This is a genomic window from Pseudonocardia sp. CA-142604 (assembly GCF_050948475.1).
GTDB lineage: Bacteria > Actinomycetota > Actinomycetes > Mycobacteriales > Pseudonocardiaceae > Pseudonocardia > Pseudonocardia alaniniphila.
Map to the genome: position 1 here is coordinate 8,628,155 of NZ_CP192045.1, position 14,711 is coordinate 8,642,865.

The 14,711-nt window shown below is 70.0% G+C and carries 13 protein-coding genes; 8 read left to right on the forward strand and 5 right to left on the reverse strand.

The genetic code is table 11. From position 1 onward, the window contains the following. Window positions 1-280: 280 nt before the first annotated feature. Genes ACQPZQ_RS39060 through ACQPZQ_RS39075 form a run of 4 tightly spaced genes read right to left on the reverse strand, consistent with a single transcriptional unit; the run spans window position 281 to window position 3,988 of the window. Entirely contained in the window at window positions 281-643 is a 363-nt protein-coding gene (locus tag ACQPZQ_RS39060; RefSeq protein WP_433289497.1) for a hypothetical protein, read from the reverse strand. After that, window positions 640-3,411, reverse strand: coding sequence for an FtsK/SpoIIIE domain-containing protein (locus ACQPZQ_RS39065; protein ID WP_433289499.1), 2,772 nt, complete (start codon window positions 3,409-3,411; stop codon window positions 640-642). Before ACQPZQ_RS39065 ends, ACQPZQ_RS39060 begins: the two co-directional genes overlap by 4 nt. 6 nt (window positions 3,412-3,417) lie before the next feature. Continuing rightward, window positions 3,418-3,669: a hypothetical protein gene (locus ACQPZQ_RS39070; RefSeq protein ID WP_241035758.1), complete on the reverse strand. Its 252-nt coding sequence runs from the start codon at window positions 3,667-3,669 to the stop codon at window positions 3,418-3,420. Window positions 3,670-3,727: 58 nt separating this feature from the next. Beyond that, complete coding sequence (locus ACQPZQ_RS39075; RefSeq protein ID WP_241035757.1) at window positions 3,728-3,988, reverse strand: hypothetical protein; 261 nt, start codon at window positions 3,986-3,988, stop codon at window positions 3,728-3,730. A gap of 178 nt (window positions 3,989-4,166) precedes the next feature. Between ACQPZQ_RS39075 and ACQPZQ_RS39080 the strand changes: the two genes are divergently transcribed. From ACQPZQ_RS39080 to ACQPZQ_RS39100, 5 genes are all read left to right on the forward strand, one after another. Beyond that, complete coding sequence (locus ACQPZQ_RS39080; RefSeq protein ID WP_433289501.1) at window positions 4,167-5,495, forward strand: Nramp family divalent metal transporter; 1,329 nt, start codon at window positions 4,167-4,169, stop codon at window positions 5,493-5,495. A 304-nt stretch (window positions 5,496-5,799) separates the two neighbouring features. Next, on the forward strand, window positions 5,800-6,990 hold the full coding sequence (locus tag ACQPZQ_RS39085) for an EfeM/EfeO family lipoprotein (RefSeq protein ID WP_433289503.1): 1,191 nt from the start codon (window positions 5,800-5,802) through the stop codon (window positions 6,988-6,990). After that, window positions 6,987-8,210, forward strand: coding sequence for a Dyp-type peroxidase (locus ACQPZQ_RS39090; protein WP_433289504.1), 1,224 nt, complete (start codon window positions 6,987-6,989; stop codon window positions 8,208-8,210). Before ACQPZQ_RS39085 ends, ACQPZQ_RS39090 begins: the two co-directional genes overlap by 4 nt. A 100-nt stretch (window positions 8,211-8,310) precedes the next feature. Continuing rightward, a complete protein-coding gene (locus ACQPZQ_RS39095) occupies window positions 8,311-9,897 on the forward strand; it encodes a phospholipase C (protein WP_433299587.1) in 1,587 nt (528 codons plus the stop codon). A 124-nt stretch (window positions 9,898-10,021) separates the two neighbouring features. After that, entirely contained in the window at window positions 10,022-10,309 is a 288-nt protein-coding gene (locus ACQPZQ_RS39100; protein WP_433289506.1) for a metalloregulator ArsR/SmtB family transcription factor, read from the forward strand. A gap of 18 nt (window positions 10,310-10,327) precedes the next feature. Here ACQPZQ_RS39100 and ACQPZQ_RS39105 read toward each other — a convergent pair whose 3' ends face one another. Then, entirely contained in the window at window positions 10,328-10,951 is a 624-nt protein-coding gene (locus ACQPZQ_RS39105) for a DUF5134 domain-containing protein (protein ID WP_433289508.1), read from the reverse strand. Window positions 10,952-11,162: 211 nt separating this feature from the next. Between ACQPZQ_RS39105 and ACQPZQ_RS39110 the strand changes: the two genes are divergently transcribed. Genes ACQPZQ_RS39110 through hydA form a run of 3 tightly spaced genes read left to right on the forward strand, consistent with a single transcriptional unit; the run spans window position 11,163 to window position 14,709 of the window. Continuing rightward, on the forward strand, window positions 11,163-12,011 hold the full coding sequence (locus tag ACQPZQ_RS39110) for a nitrilase-related carbon-nitrogen hydrolase (RefSeq protein ID WP_433289510.1): 849 nt from the start codon (window positions 11,163-11,165) through the stop codon (window positions 12,009-12,011). Continuing rightward, entirely contained in the window at window positions 12,008-13,312 is a 1,305-nt protein-coding gene (locus ACQPZQ_RS39115) for an aspartate aminotransferase family protein (protein WP_433289511.1), read from the forward strand. Before ACQPZQ_RS39110 ends, ACQPZQ_RS39115 begins: the two co-directional genes overlap by 4 nt. Further along, entirely contained in the window at window positions 13,309-14,709 is a 1,401-nt protein-coding gene (gene hydA / locus ACQPZQ_RS39120) for a dihydropyrimidinase (protein WP_433289513.1), read from the forward strand. Before ACQPZQ_RS39115 ends, hydA begins: the two co-directional genes overlap by 4 nt. Window positions 14,710-14,711: the final 2 nt, after the last annotated feature.

A 14,711-nucleotide genomic window follows, 5' to 3' on the forward strand; every position in this document is an offset into this window, starting at 1 on the left:
GTGGCCGCGCCGACGAGGGCAGGGACGGCGTCGGTGACGCGCACCGGCGGCACCACCGTGATCACGCTGCCTCAGGCCGCGGGCACGGTCGGCCTTTCCCGCGGCGGCACGATCCGGCTGACCGACGCCTCGGGTGACCCCTCAGAGTTCGAGGTCCAGGGAAAGCGGACGGTCGACGCCGACACCGCCGCCAAGCTCGTCGCCTCGGGCGACAACCGCCTCGTGCTGCTGCAAGCCCTCGACGACGGCGAAGTGCTGGTGATCCTCGCGAGCTGAGAGCTCAGCGCAGGGGAGGTAGGCCGAAGCGGCGGCGCCGGACCGCGTCGAGCAGGTCGGCGGAACGCCGCTCGAGTTCGGCGTCGAACCGGTCGAGATCGGCCGGGTCGGCGTCCGGGTCGGGGCCCGGGCGTGGCCGCAGCTTCATCCACGACTCCATCCACAGCGCCTCGAGCGCCGCCTCCCAGTGCAGCTCCACCGCGAACCTGGTCAGCGCGGCACGCTCCCCCGCCCCCAGCATCTCGGCGTGGAGGCGGATGCGTTCCCGGGCCAGATCCGTTGCGCGCCCCCGGTCCCGCTCGTGCAGGGCCGCCGCGGCGGCGGTGATCCCGGCGACGACCTCCTTGTACTCGCGAGCGGCGCTCACTCGGCCTCCGGAAGGGACGGGACGATGACCACCTCGGGCGCCGCGTGCTGGGCGCGGTCGAAGAACAGGCCACGGCCGGGCCGGGGTGACCAGTTGACCAGCATCCCCGGGACGAGGGCCTGCACCTCGGAACCCTGCACGTCCAGCGCCACCCACGCCCCGAGGTCGTCGACGGACGCGCTCATCATCAGCAGCGCCCGCAACCGCTGCACGCTGCGCCACCAGCCCAGCACGTGCACACCGGTCTCCGGCCCGAAGCGCATCAGCTTGCGCATCGCCTCGGTGCCCTCCCGTTCCAGCACGGTGTCGGCCGCGTCGGCGGCGTAGAGCACGAGCACGACGGGCCGGCCGGGCGCCGGGCCGCTCAGCCGGTCGGTGACGTCTTTCGCGAGCTCCTCGACCCGGGCGCGCACGCCGTCGAGACCGACGATCTCGACGGGCGTGCCGGTCGCGGCGATCCGGTCGGCCAACCGGGCTGCCGGTTCCGCCGCCTCCGCGACCAGCGGGGCCACCACGACGTCCACCCCGTCCGCCGGGTACTGCCCTGCCAGCGAGGCCGCCGCCGCGCCGAGCACCCGCACCGCCTCGCGTCCGACGGCCGCGAGTACGCCCAGGTTGCGGCCCGGCGCGTCCGGCAGACCGACGGCGGCCGCGCTCCCGGCGACGTCGATGTTCTGCCCGACGAGCGCGCGGGGAACGCCGTCGCGCGGGAGCCCGGCCGCGAGGTCGCTGAACCGCGGCGAGCTGCTCCCGTCGAACAGACGCGGCTGCGGGCGGCCCTCGGCGTACCTCTCGTGCAGCACGCGCTGCACCGCGCCGACGCTCGACGTGGCGGCCTCGTCGCCCGAAGCACCCTGCCCGGAGGCGTCCGGGAGCCGGACGACCTCGTTGCCGTGCTTGATCCCGGACTCGTGGTTGATCACCGCGTGCCAGCGCGGCAGGTCGAGACTGGCGTCGTTGAGCTCGGCGAGCACCCGGCGGGCCCGCGGCAGGGCGATCCGCAACACGAACTGCTCGAAGATCGCCGGCCGACCCCAGAACGCCTCGATGCCCGACACGTCCTGGCTCGCCAGTACCAGATGGATCCCCTGGGATCGCCCACGCCGGGCGACGTCCTCGAGCAGGAGCGTCGCCGCCCGCGTCACGGCGTCGCGCTCGGCGAACAGGTACTGGAACTCGTCGATCACGGCGACGATCCGCGGCCAGCGTCCCTCGGGATCGGCGGCGCGCAGCTCCTCCAGCTTGGTCACCTCGTACGCCTTCGCGGCTTCGGCGCGGCGGCGCATCTCGTCGGCGAGGAACTGCAGCAACGCCAGGCCGAACTCGCGGTCGGTGTTGATGTTGACGCCGACGAGCCGGGCGTGCGGCAGCCAGGTGCGGTCGCGGCGACCGGGCGCGAACTGCGCGAAGGACACGCCCTCCTTGAAGTCGAGCAGGTAGAACTCCAGCTCGTCAGGGTCGTACCGGGTGGCGAGCGCGCTGATCATCGTGAGCAGCAGGTTCGTCTTGCCCGAGCCGCTCGGACCGCCGATCAGCGCGTGCGGCGAGGCGTCGGCCAGCGCGATCTCCACAGGCAGCCCGTCGGCGAACCCGACCGGCGCGTGCAGGCTCGACACCGAGCGGGCCTTCCCCCACTGCGCGGGCGGCGGGAGCACGTCGGCGAAGGTGCCGATCCGGCTGCGCCAGCTCTCGTACGCGTCGGCGATGGCGTGGCTCGCCCGCGTGACCTCGGCAGGCGGCAGCGGCGGCTCCAGCTCCACAGCGACGTGCGGCCCGGTCATCGACGACACCGCCGTGCCTGCGTCGTCCACGCGCACGCTCTCGACGGGCGCGTTGATCGTCATCGGCACGTCGAGCAGCACCAGCTGCACTCCGCAGGCGAGCCCGCCACGGGCCACACGCTGCAGCTGGCGGTGCTCGTCGTCCTTCAGCGGTGCCCGGTTGCCGACGAGCACCGCGACGATCCAGGGCTCGTTGCGCGCGCCCGTCGACTCGGCAAGGGCCCGCAGCGAGGGATGACCGTCGACGAGCAGGCGGGTGTGCACCCGCCGGATGCGGTCGGAGAGCTCGTCGAGCAGCTGCGGCAGCATGGCCGGGTCGTGCACCGTGAGCAGTCCGGTGCGGGTCAGCGGGTACAGCCCCGGCAGGGCGCCGGTGAACTGGCCGACGTCCCACACGTGCAGCTGAACGATCCCGGGCCGGAAGTAGCTCATGACACGCAGCAGCAGGCCCTCGACCAGCGCTTCCGCTCGCGCACGGCCCTCATGGCCGGAGCTGACCTGAAGGTGCGACTCGTCGAGCAGCGGAACCGCCACGGGGAAGTCGACGGGCGCCGCGTCCTCGATCCGGCCGTTGCCGATCGACCACAGGGAGGGCACCGGTCCCGAGCCGTCCACCGCACCGACCCGAGCGAGCCAGTGCTCGGGCGCGAGGCCTGCCGCACCGGGCGCGGCCTCCTCGAGGATGTCGGCGAGCTGCCGCGGCCCGTCCTCGAGCCACCCGGCGAACGCCTCCCTGCGGTCGGCCCGGACGCGTTCGAGGGGCCCGGCCAACGCGGGGTTGGTGAGCAGCGGCCGCATGCTGGCGTCGGCCTGCACCGCGTCGAGGCCGTCGGTGCGCAGCCACATCTCCACCATGGACTCGGCGTGCGCCCGGATGGTGGAGTCACGGCGGCCCTCGGCCGCGCCAAGTGCAGCCGCCACCGCCTCGCACAGCGCGTCGAAGGCCTCGGTGATCCGCTGCTGACGCCGGTTCAGCCCACGTGCCACGCCGGCCTACAGCCGCGCGTCGATGTCGGCGACGACCGCAGCACCCGTGGAGATCAGCCCGAGCCCGCGCTCCAGCTCGTCGGCGGCGCGCCGGAGCTCGTCGGGGACCAACGGCTCGGAGTGCTGCTCACCGAGTTCCGAGAGCACAGCGACGGCGTCGGCGATCCGGGTGCGTGCGATGCCGGCCTGCTCGTAGGCGCTCGTCATCTGCGCGGCCACGCCTGCCAGGGCGGCACGGATCTCGCCGAGCTCACTCATCGCGATCGGCCCCGATGTCGTGCGTCATGTCGTTCACGGCGTTCTACTCACGGCATCGTCACAGACGGTTCGCAACGCCCTCGGAGGCCTGGATTGCCGCATGAACTGCTTGCTGCACGTCGCTGATACTGCCGACGGCCTGGGCCAGCAGCCCGTTCGCCTCCGACACATCGGCCTGCGCGCTGCCCTCGGTAACCCGCAGCAGCGCGCCTTGTGCCTGTTCTAGCGAGGAATGCGCCTGTTGCAGTGCACCGAGACTCTCCGAGGCCTTGTCGTTGGCCAGCGCAATACCGGCTCGGACCTCTTCGATGCTCGCCATGACCGCACTCCCCGTCGTGCCTGTACTGCTTGTACACCGAGAAATCTAGTCGCGCGGCCGCTACCGGGCGCGTGCGGGCTGTGACCGGTCTCGGCCCTGGTCGCGATCGCTTCGGACCCGTACGGTCGTCCCAAAACCTCCTGACGAGCAGTTCCGGCATGGAGAGGGCGAGACGCGCATGGCATCCGACATCGCCACAACGACGACGCCGCCTACGGGATTCGGGGCCAGGGTCAAACAGGTCGGACCGGGTCTGCTCGCAGCGGCCACAGGTGTCGGTGCTGGTGACCTGGTGGCCACGATGGTGGCAGGCGCCCGCTTCGGCACGGTGCTGCTCTGGGCCGCCGTCCTGGGAGCGGCGCTGAAGCTGGCACTCGGGGAGGGTGTGGGCCGCTGGAACCTCGCCTCGGGAGCGACCCTGCTCGACGGCTGGCGGCGCCTCGGGTACTGGGCCACCGTCTTCTTCGGCATCTACATCGTCATCTGGGGCTTCGTCTACGGCGCCACGGCGATGTCCGCGGTCGGCCTGCCGCTCAACGCCCTGTTCGGCGGGTTGTCGGTGCGGTACTGGGCGATGATCGCCGGTGTCGTCGGCCTCGTTCTCGTGTGGGCCCAGCGCTACCACGTCTTCGAGAAGTTCATGACCGTGCTCGTCCTGATCAAGTTCGTCTCCGTGGTGGCGATCGCCTTCCTCGTCTCACCCAACCTGGGCGAGCTCGCGAACGGGCTGGTCCCGCGCCTCCCCGAGGGCTCGCTGATCTACGTGCTCGGCCTCATCGGCGGGGTCGGCGGCACGATCACGATGGCGGCCTACGGCTACTGGATGATCGCGAAGGGCTGGAAGGGCACCGGCTGGCTCGCGACGATGCGGCTGGACAACGCGATCGGCTACATCATGACCGCGATCTTCGTGATCGCCATGCTCATCGTGGGTGCGGAGATCCTGCTCGGCCAGGATCTCACCGAGAGCGACACGGGGCTGCTCACCCTCGGCACGGAACTCGGCGCCCGGTACGGCGAGTGGGCGCGGATCCTGTTCCTCGTCGGCTTCCTGGCCGTCACAAGCACGTCGCTGCTGGGCACGTGGAACGGGGTCAGCCTGCTGTTCACCGACTGGACGCGCACGATCCGACTGCCGCACGGGGCGAAGGCCCGGATCGGCGCGAGCGCGGACTCTCCCGGCGCTGCCGCCGCCGATGTCACCTCCACGGGCTACCAGGCCGCCGCGGCCGAGAAGAGCCTCCCGTTCCGCGCGTACCTGCTCTGGCTCACCCTGCCGCCGATGGCGCTGCTGTTCTTCGACCGGCCCTTCACCCTGACGCTGGTCTACGGCGTGATGGGGGCCGCCTTCATGCCGTTCCTCGGCGTCACCCTGCTCCTGCTGCTCAACTCGAAGCTCGTCGCCCCTGAGGGCCGCTCCGGATGGCTGTCGAACATCATGCTCACCGCAGCGTCGGCACTGTTCTTCGTGCTTCTGGTGATGGACCTGATGAACCGCTTCGGATGATGGCAGGAAAGCGGAGTAAATACCCGATACGGACGAAATGATATATTGCAGGCAACTGTGCCGCAGATTGCCAACCCGCGTCGACATGCAGTCGAATGATTGATGAACTCGCAGGGAAAGCGTCTTATTCTCCGTTTTCCCGCTCTTTTCCGTTCCATACTGCTCTCGTCGGACCGAACGAGTAGCAGGAGAACGACCGTGCCCGCCTCACGAGAGGCCCGCTGGACACTCGGCGGGTTCGCTTCGCGCGCTCTTCCGTTCCCTAGCGCTCTCGCCGGACCGAACGAGTAGCAGGGCAGAGACGGTGCCTGCCTTACGAGAGGCCCACTGGCCACTCGCCGGGCTCGCAGTGATCGCACTCGTCGTGACCGGGGCAGCCACGCTGTGGCCCGCACCCTCGGCCTCGCCCGCCCCGCCCCCGACGTCCGATCCGGTGGTCTCCGTGTCGCGGTCGTCGTGCGGCCAGGACTGGACCCGTCCGCGGCCGGGGCCGCAGACCTTCCAGGTGCACAACACCGGCGCGGTCACGACCACCGTCGATCTGATCGAACCGGCCACAGGCGCGGTCGTCGGTGAGGTCGAGGGGGTCGGTTCCGGCACCACCCGGGCCCTGCCGGTGAGCCTCGGCGACGGCGAATTCGCCTTCCGCTGCATCCCGGACGAGGCCGACGCCGTGGTGGGACCGACGGTCCGGATCAGCGGGAGCGGCCTGCCGTCGAACCCCGCCGTCGTGCCGGTGACGCAAGAGGACCTCTACGGCCCTACGAAGGCCTACGAGGCGCGGGTTCTCACCGGGATCGACGCGCTCGTCCGCGACTCCGGCCGGCTCACCGAAGCCGTCCGCCGCGGGGATCGCGGCGCGAGCGAGACGGCCTGGCTGACGGCCCACCTGTCCTATGAGCGTCTCGGTGCGGCCTACGGCGCCTTCGACGACGCCGCCACCGCGATCGACGGCACCACCGCCGGTCTCGCGGGCGGCACGGCGGATCCCGGGTTCACCGGCTTCCACCGCCTCGAGTTCGGGCTCTGGCACGACGAACCGATGGGCGCGTTGGCCACGGTGGCCGACCGGCTCGACGCCGACGTACGTGACCTCCGGCAGACCTTCCCTGCCGCGCAGATCGATCCGAACGACATGGCGCTGCGCGCCCACGAGATCATGGAGGACGCGCTCCAGTTCGAGGTCAGCGGCCGCACCGACTACGGCAGCGGCACCACCCTCGCCACCACCCTCGCCAACATCGAGGGCACCCGGACCGTGCTGGACGTGCTGCGGCCCGTGCTCCAGTCGCGGATGCCCGAGCTCCCCACAGTGGACTCGTGGCTCGACCGCGCCACCGCGGCCGTGCAGGCCGCCCGCCGCCCCGACGGGACCTGGACGCCGGTCGGCGCGCTCGACCGCGGCGAGCGCGAGAAGATCGACGGCACGATCGCGGAGCTGACCGAACAGCTCGCACCGATCGCCGGCATCGTCGCGCCGAGGCGAGTCTCGTGAGCGCGAGGTTGCCGCGCCGCTCGTTTCTGCGCCGGGCGCTGGTCGGAGCCGGGTTCACGGCTGCCGCCATGGCCGGCGGCGGAGTGGCCGCGGCCGCCGATGGCGACAGCGGGGTCCCGGCGGTGCCGTTCCACGGCCCTCGTCAGGCGGCGATCCTGCGTCCGCCTGCCGACGAGGGCACCGTCGCGGCGTTCGACGTCATCGCCGCGAACCGGGCCGAGCTGACCGACCTGCTGCGCGCCGTCACCGATCGGGCCCGGTTCCTCACCGCGGGCGGCGAGCCGCCTGCGCTGGGCATCACGGCGCCCCCGCCGGACTCCGGCGTGCTCGGACCGGTGGTGCCACCCGGCGACCTGGCCGTGATCGTCGGCGTCGGGGCGTCGCTCTTCGACGACCGCTTCGGGCTCGCCGCCGGCAAGCCGGCGCGGCTGACGACAATGCCGATGTTCCCCAACGACGCGCTCGACCAGGCCCAGTGCCACGGCGACCTGAGCTTGACGCTCTCGGCGTCGTCGCGCGACACGGTGGCGCACGCCCTGCGTGACATCGCCCGCGCCACCCGCGGGGGCATGCAACTGCGCTGGCGCGTCGACGGGTTCACCTCGCCGCCCCGCCCGACCGGCACCCCCCGCAACCTCATGGGCTTCAAGGACGGCATCGCGAACCCCGACGTGGAGGACGCGGCCGAGATGGACCGGCTGGTGTGGGTGGGCAGTGAGCAACCATACGAGCCCGCCTGGACCGCGGGCGGCAGCTATCAGGTGGTCCGGGTGATCCGCATGCTCGTGGAGTTCTGGGATCGCGTGTCGCTCAGCGAGCAGGAGAACATGTTCGGCCGCCGTCGCGACACCGGCGCCCCGCTCGACGGCGCGGCGGAGACCGACATCCCCAAGTACGCGGACGATCCGGTGGGCACCGTGATCCCGTTGACGAGCCATATCCGCCGGGCGAACCCACGCACGCAGGAAACCGATGCGAGCCGAATACTGCGCCGCGCGACGAACTACGACCGCGGAATCGACAGCAACGGGAACCTCGACATGGGCCTGGTCTTCACCTGCTACCAGCAGGATCTCCGGCGCCAGTTCCAGGCCGTGCAGGAAAGGCTGGCCGACGAGCCCCTCGTCGACTACATCTCACCGTTCGGCGGTGGCTACTTCTTCGCATTGCCCGGCGTGACCGGCCCGACGGATCACTACGGCCGTGCATTGCTCGCCTGATTCTCCCCTCAGGAGAATTCTCGAAACAGGAGGACAAGTGGGAAGCAGAGCCAGTAGGTGGCGCCTACAGCGTTCACTGCTCGCTGCGTGCGCGCTGGCCATGGTCGCCGTGCTCGCCGCGTGCGGTGGGACCACGGCGAACGCCAATAACACGCCACCACCGGCCGGCGACCACGGCGATCAGCACGACACAGCCACCCCGATCAAGCACCTCGTGGTGATCTTCGGCGAGAACATCTCGTTCGACCACTACTTCGGCACCTACCCCAACGCCACCAACACCGACGGCACTCCGTTCACGGCCGACGAGAAAACCCCGAAGGTCGACGGGCTCACACCCGACCTCCTGGAGCACAACCCCAACGCGTACAACCCGCAGCGCCTCTCGCCGTCGCAGGCGCTGACCTGCGACCAGAACCACGGGTACGACGCCGAGCAGGCGGCGTTCAACGGCGGGAAGATGGACCAGTTCGTCCAGAAGACCGAGGCCGACAAGTGCACGGGCCAGCCGATCCTGTTCGGACAACCGGGCCTGGTGATGGACTACTACGACGGCAACACCGTCACCGCGATGTGGAACTACGCGCAGCACTACGCGATGAGCGACAACTCGTACAACACCACATTCGGTCCGTCCACGCCCGGGGCGATCAACCTCATCTCCGGCCAGACGCACGGGACGCACGCGGTCACGTCGGTGACGCACGACGCGACATCGGACCCCTTCGTCAATTCCCCGGACGAGAAGGGGGTCGGCACCGTGACCACCGATCCCGACCCGGCATACGACGACTGCTCCGACAAGAACCACACGGCCACCGACAACCTCGCGTTCCAGGACGGCAAGAACATCGGTGACCTGCTGAACGACAAGGGCGTCACCTGGGGCTGGTTCCAGGGCGGCTTCCGCCCCACCGGCAACGCCAACGGGTTCGCGGTCTGCGGACAGTCGCACCAGAACGTCGGGGGCGTCAGCGTCACCGACTACAGCCCGCACCACGAGCCGTTCCAGTACTACCAGTCGACGGCCAACCCGAAGCACCTCCCGCCGTCCTCCGTGGATGCGATCGGGCGGACCGACCAGGCCAACCACCAGTACGACACGGCCGACTTCGACGACGCGCTGAAGGCAGGCAGCATGCCGGCGGTCAGCTTCCTGAAGGCCCCGGCCTACGAGGACGGGCATGCTGCCAACTCCGACCCGATCGACGAGCAGCGGTTCGTCGTGGAAGAGGTCAACAAGATCCAGCAGTCGCCCGAGTGGGCCTCGACGGCCATCGTGCTGGCCTACGACGACTCCGACGGTTGGTACGACCACGCCCACGCCGTCGTCAGCGGCTCGAACGACCCGGCGCAGGACTCGGACATCTGCACCGGGGCGGAGGCGGCGCCCGGTGGGTACGCCGACCGCTGTGGTTACGGCCCGCGGCTCCCGCTCGAGGTGATCTCGCCCTTCAGCAAGGTGAACTTCGTCGACCACACCCGCACCGACCAGACCTCGATCCTGAAGTTCATCGAGGACAACTGGTCGACGGGCCGGATCGGTGACTCCTCGTACGACGACCGCGCGGGTGACCTGTCGAACATGTTCGACTTCACGGGCCAGGAGAAGGCACACCCGTTGACGCTCGACGCGGCTACCGGCGCGGTGGTGGCCGACAAGCAGGGCACGGGCAGCGGGGGCTGACCCATCCGACCAGGGCGGCCACCGCGCCGCCCGTCCAGGACCGGCCCGGGCGTACCCCCCTCGCGCCCGGGCTGGTCCGCCTTCGTCAGTTGACGGTTACGTACGGGAGTAGTTACAAATTCTCATGTCGAACGCCGTTTTCGAGGCGCTCGCCGACCCCACCCGGCGGCGCATCCTCGAGTTGGTCGCCTCCCGCGAGCGCACGGCAGGCGAACTGGCCGCCGAGTTCTCGACGTCGCGGCCCGCGGTGTCCCGCCACCTTCGGGTGTTGCGGGATGCGGGGCTCGTCGTCTGGCGCGGCGAGGCCCAGCGGCGGCTGTACCGGCTCGACGTCACACCGCTGGCCGAGGCGGGCGCGTGGATCGAGCGCACCCGCAGCAACTGGTCCGACCGCCTCGACGCCGTCGAGTGACTCCTCGACGAGCAGGGCTCACACCATCGTCAGGAGCATGGCCGACATCGACACGGCCAGCACCAGGTGCCCCGCAGCGGCGGTCTGCGGAGTGCGGAGCGACCAGACAGGGCGCACGGCGACGGATGCGCCGGATGTCGCGTTCCCGATCGTGACGGACGGCGGCTGGTCGGCGCACTCCGTCCGGCGGCACCGATCGGCACATCGGAGCGTGTGCCAGCCGAAATACCCGGCCAATGCGATGGCGACCGCCGAAGCGATGACGACCACGGAGCCCGAGCCGTGGGATGCGCCTCCCATGCCCGCCATGTGCCCTCCTGCCGAGGACGTGCTCCCGTGCTCGACAGCGAGCATGAACAGCATCGCCACGCTGCCCACGACATGGTGCCCGCGCTCGCCGCCGAGGCCGCCGGAACGCACCACGAGCAGGGCGAACCAGGTGGCGATGACCACGAACACCATGGTCCAGACCGGTTCCGGCACCGGGTTGCCGAACGGCGACGCCATGGCCGCCATGCCCAACGCCATCGCCACGTGCGAGGCCTCGCCGACGACGTCGCGCCGCACCACGGCAAGCCGCACGGCGTGCAGCACACCGACAGCGAGGCAGGCCATCGCCAGCACTCCGGAACCCCACACCATGCGCGTTCTCCTGCCGCCGGAAGCGCACCCGATCGAGGGATGACGTTAGGTGAGGAACGGGCCGCCGATCTATACCGTCCAGGGGTAGGGGGCACCCGGAAACGGGCTGCGACGAGGTGGTGACGGACCCGGAACGGGTCTTGCGACAGGCCCCTTCGGCGTTCGAAGGTGTCCACTTCCCCTCATGGGCGAGTACGGCGGAGGTTGGGCGATGACGGACTCCCGTGTGGTCCGCGCGGCGCTGGTGCAGGCGAAGTGGACCGGCGACACAGCATCGATGATCGAGGTTCACGAGTCCTATGCGCGCGCTGCTGCGGAGCAGGGCGCGAAGGTGATGGGCTTTCAGGAGGTGTTCAACGCTCCGTATTTCTGCCAGGTGCAGGAGTCGGAGCACTACCGCTGGGCGGAGCCGGTGCCCGACGGCCCGACCGTGCAACGGATGCAGGCGCTGGCCCGTGAGACCGGCATGGTGCTCGTGGTGCCGGTCTTCGAGGTGGAGGATTCGGGCTTCTACTACAACACCGCTGCTGTCATCGATGCCGACGGGACGTTCCTGGGGAAGTACCGCAAGCATCACATTCCCCAGGTGAAGGGGTTCTGGGAGAAGTTCTACTTCCGGCCTGGCAACCTCGGCTGGCCGGTGTTCGACACCGCGGTCGGCAGGGTGGGGGTCTACATCTGCTACGACCGGCACTTCCCCGAGGGCTGGCGTGCGCTGGGTCTGGCCGGAGCCCAGATCGTCTACAACCCGAGCGCCACGAGCCGGGGCCTGTCGGCGTATCTGTGGAAGCTCGAGCAGCCCGCGGCGGCGGTGGCGAACGAGTACTTCATCGCCGCGATCAACCGTGTCGGTGTGGAGGAGTACGGCGACAACGACTTCTACGGCAGCAGTTACTTCGTCGACCCGCGCGGACAGTTCGTCGGGGATCCGGCGTCGGACAGCGACGAGGAGCTCGTGGTGCGCGACCTCGACCTCGCGATGATCGACGAGGTGCGTCAGCAGTGGGCGTTCTACCGCGATCGCCGCCCCGAGGCCTACGGCCCGTTGGTGGAGCAGTGAGCACCGGCGCCCGCGGTCGCGATCTGCTCGCGCGCACGCGCGCCGTCCTCCCGTCGTGGCTCTCGATCTACTACGACGAGCCGATCGAGATCGAGCGTGGCGAGGGCCGGCACGTCTGGGACTCCGACGGCAACCGCTACCTGGACTTCTTCGGCGGCATCCTCACCACGATGACGGCGCATGCGCTGCCCGAGGTGACCAAGGCCGTCAGTGAGCAGGCCGGGCGGATCATCCACAGCTCCACGCTGTACCTCAACCGCCCGATGGTGGAGTTGGCCGAGCAGATCGCGGCGGTGTCGGCCATCCCCGACGCCAAGGTCTTCCTCACCCCCAGCGGCACCGAGGCCAACGACGCGGCGCTGCTGCTCGCCAGCTCGCTGCGGCGGTCGAACCAGATTCTCGCGCTGCGCAACAGCTACCACGGCCGGTCGTTCTCCACGGTCGCGATCACGGGCAACCGGTCCTGGTCGCCCACGTCGCTCTCGCCGTTCCAGGTCTACTACGTGCACGGCGGCCAGCAGTACCGATCGCCGTACGCGGGGTTGTCCGACGGCGAGTACATCGCGGCGTGCGTGGCCGACCTGAAGGACGTGCTCGACCAGTCCGGCGGTGACATCGCCGCGTTCATCGCCGAACCGATCCAGGGCGTCGGCGGCTTCACCTCGGGACCTGACGGGCTGCTGGGCGCCTTCGCGGAGGTGCTGCGCGAGCGGGGAATCCTGTGGATCTCCGACGAGGTGCAGACCGGCTGGGGACGCACCGGCGAGCACTTCTGGGGCTGGCAGGCACACGGTGCCGCCACACCCGACATCGTCACGTTCGCCAAGGGCATCGGGAACGGGTTGTCGATGGGCGGCGTGATCGCCCGCGCCGAGGTGATGGACAGCCTCGGCGCCAACTCGATCTCGACGTTCGGCGGCTCGCCGCTCACCTCCGCAGGCGCACTCGCCAACCTCCGGTACCTGCTCGAACACGACCTCCAGCGCAATGCCGCCCGGCACGGCCCGACCCTGCTCGAAGGCCTGCGCGCCGTGCAGAGCCCGATCGTCGGGGACGTCCGTGGCAAGGGGCTGATGATCGGTGTGGAGGTCGTGCGCCCTGGCACCGGCACGCCGGGCGACCCCGCCCCGGAGCTCGCGAGCGCCGTGCTGGAGGCCGCCAAGAGGCACGGTCTGCTCGTCGGGAAGGGCGGGCTGCACGGCAACGTGCTGCGCATCGCCCCGCCGCTCACGCTCACCGCGGACGAGGCAACTGAAGGCCTCACGGCACTCGTGGCATCGATCGAGGAGGTCACCCCATGACGACCACGGTGATCCGCAACGGTTTGGTCATCACCGCCGCCGACGAGATCGCGGCGGACGTTTTGGTGGACGGCGAGCAGGTGGTGGCCCTGGCCGCGACCGGTTCCACGGTTGCGCAGGGCTGGAACGCCGCCACCATCATCGACGCGTCGGGGATGTACGTCGTGCCGGGCGGGGTGGATGCGCACACCCATATGGAGATGCCCTTCGGGGGCACGCAGTCGGCCGACACGTTCGAGACCGGCACCCGCGCGGCCGCGTGGGGCGGCACCACGACGATCATCGACTTCGCCATCCAGTCCGTGGGCGCCTCACTACGGCAGGGCCTCGACACCTGGCACGCCAAGGCCGCCGGCAACTGCGCCATCGACTACGGCTTCCACATGATCATGGCCGACGTCAACGAGGGCTCCCTCAAAGAAATGGAAGCCCTCGTCGGCGAAGGGGTCACCAGCTTCAAACTGTTCATGGCCTACCCCGGTGTCTTCTACAGCGACGACGGAAAGATCCTGCGCACGCTGCAGAAGGGCGCCGAGACCGGCGGGCTGGTGATGATGCACGCCGAGAACGGCATCGCCATCGACGTACTCGTGGAACAGGCACTGGCCAACGGCCACACCGACCCCCGCTACCACGGCCAGGTCCGCCACGCCCTGCTCGAGGCCGAAGCCACCCACCGGGCGATCAAGCTGGCCCAGGTGGCCGGCGCCCCGATCTACATCGTGCACCTCTCCGCAGCCCAAGCCCTCGCCCAGGTCAGCGCGGCACGCGACGAGGGCTACAACGCCTTCGCCGAAACCTGCCCGCAATACCTGTTCCTCTCCACCGACGACCTGGGCAAACCCGGCTTCGAAGGCGCCAAATACGTCTGCTCCACCCCACTGCGCCCGGCCGAGCACCAGGCCGCGCTGTGGCGCGGGCTACGCACCGACGACCTGTCGGTCGTCTCCACCGACCACTGCCCGTTCTGCTTCAAAGGACAAAAAGAGCTGGGGATCGGCGACTTCTCCAAGATCCCCAACGGCCTACCCGGCGTCGAAACCCGGATGGACCTGCTCCACCAGGGCGTGGTCGAGGGCCACATCACCCGCAAGCGCTGGATCGAGATCGCCTGCGCCACCCCGGCCCGGATGTTCGGGCTCTACCCCCGCAAAGGCACCATCGCGCCCGGCGCGGACGCCGACATCGTGGTCTACGACCCGAACACCACCCAAGTGCACTCCGCGGCGACCCACCACATGGCCGTCGACTACTCCTGCTACGAGGGCCGCGAAACCACCGGCAAGGTCCACACGGTGCTCTCCCGCGGCCGGGTCGTCGTCGAGGACGGGCAGTACCTCGGCAGCGCGGGCCACGGCCGTTTCCTCACCCGCGACACCTGCCAGTACCTGCGATGAAA

What these genes read in the sequence shown, in the direction of transcription:
- ACQPZQ_RS39105 (WP_433289508.1), bottom strand. Translation starts at nt 10,951, where the DNA reads ATGGTGTGGGGTTCCGGAGTGCTGGCGATGGCCTGCCTCGCTGTCGGT.
- hydA (WP_433289513.1), top strand. Translation starts at nt 13,309, where the DNA reads ATGACGACCACGGTGATCCGCAACGGTTTGGTCATCACCGCCGCCGAC.
- ACQPZQ_RS39070 (WP_241035758.1), bottom strand. Translation starts at nt 3,669, where the DNA reads ATGAGTGAGCTCGGCGAGATCCGTGCCGCCCTGGCAGGCGTGGCCGCG.
- ACQPZQ_RS39075 (WP_241035757.1), bottom strand. Translation starts at nt 3,988, where the DNA reads ATGGCGAGCATCGAAGAGGTCCGAGCCGGTATTGCGCTGGCCAACGAC.
- ACQPZQ_RS39100 (WP_433289506.1), top strand. Translation starts at nt 10,022, where the DNA reads ATGTCGAACGCCGTTTTCGAGGCGCTCGCCGACCCCACCCGGCGGCGC.
- ACQPZQ_RS39110 (WP_433289510.1), top strand. Translation starts at nt 11,163, where the DNA reads ATGACGGACTCCCGTGTGGTCCGCGCGGCGCTGGTGCAGGCGAAGTGG.
- ACQPZQ_RS39095 (WP_433299587.1), top strand. Translation starts at nt 8,311, where the DNA reads ATGGTCGCCGTGCTCGCCGCGTGCGGTGGGACCACGGCGAACGCCAAT.
- ACQPZQ_RS39080 (WP_433289501.1), top strand. Translation starts at nt 4,167, where the DNA reads ATGGCATCCGACATCGCCACAACGACGACGCCGCCTACGGGATTCGGG.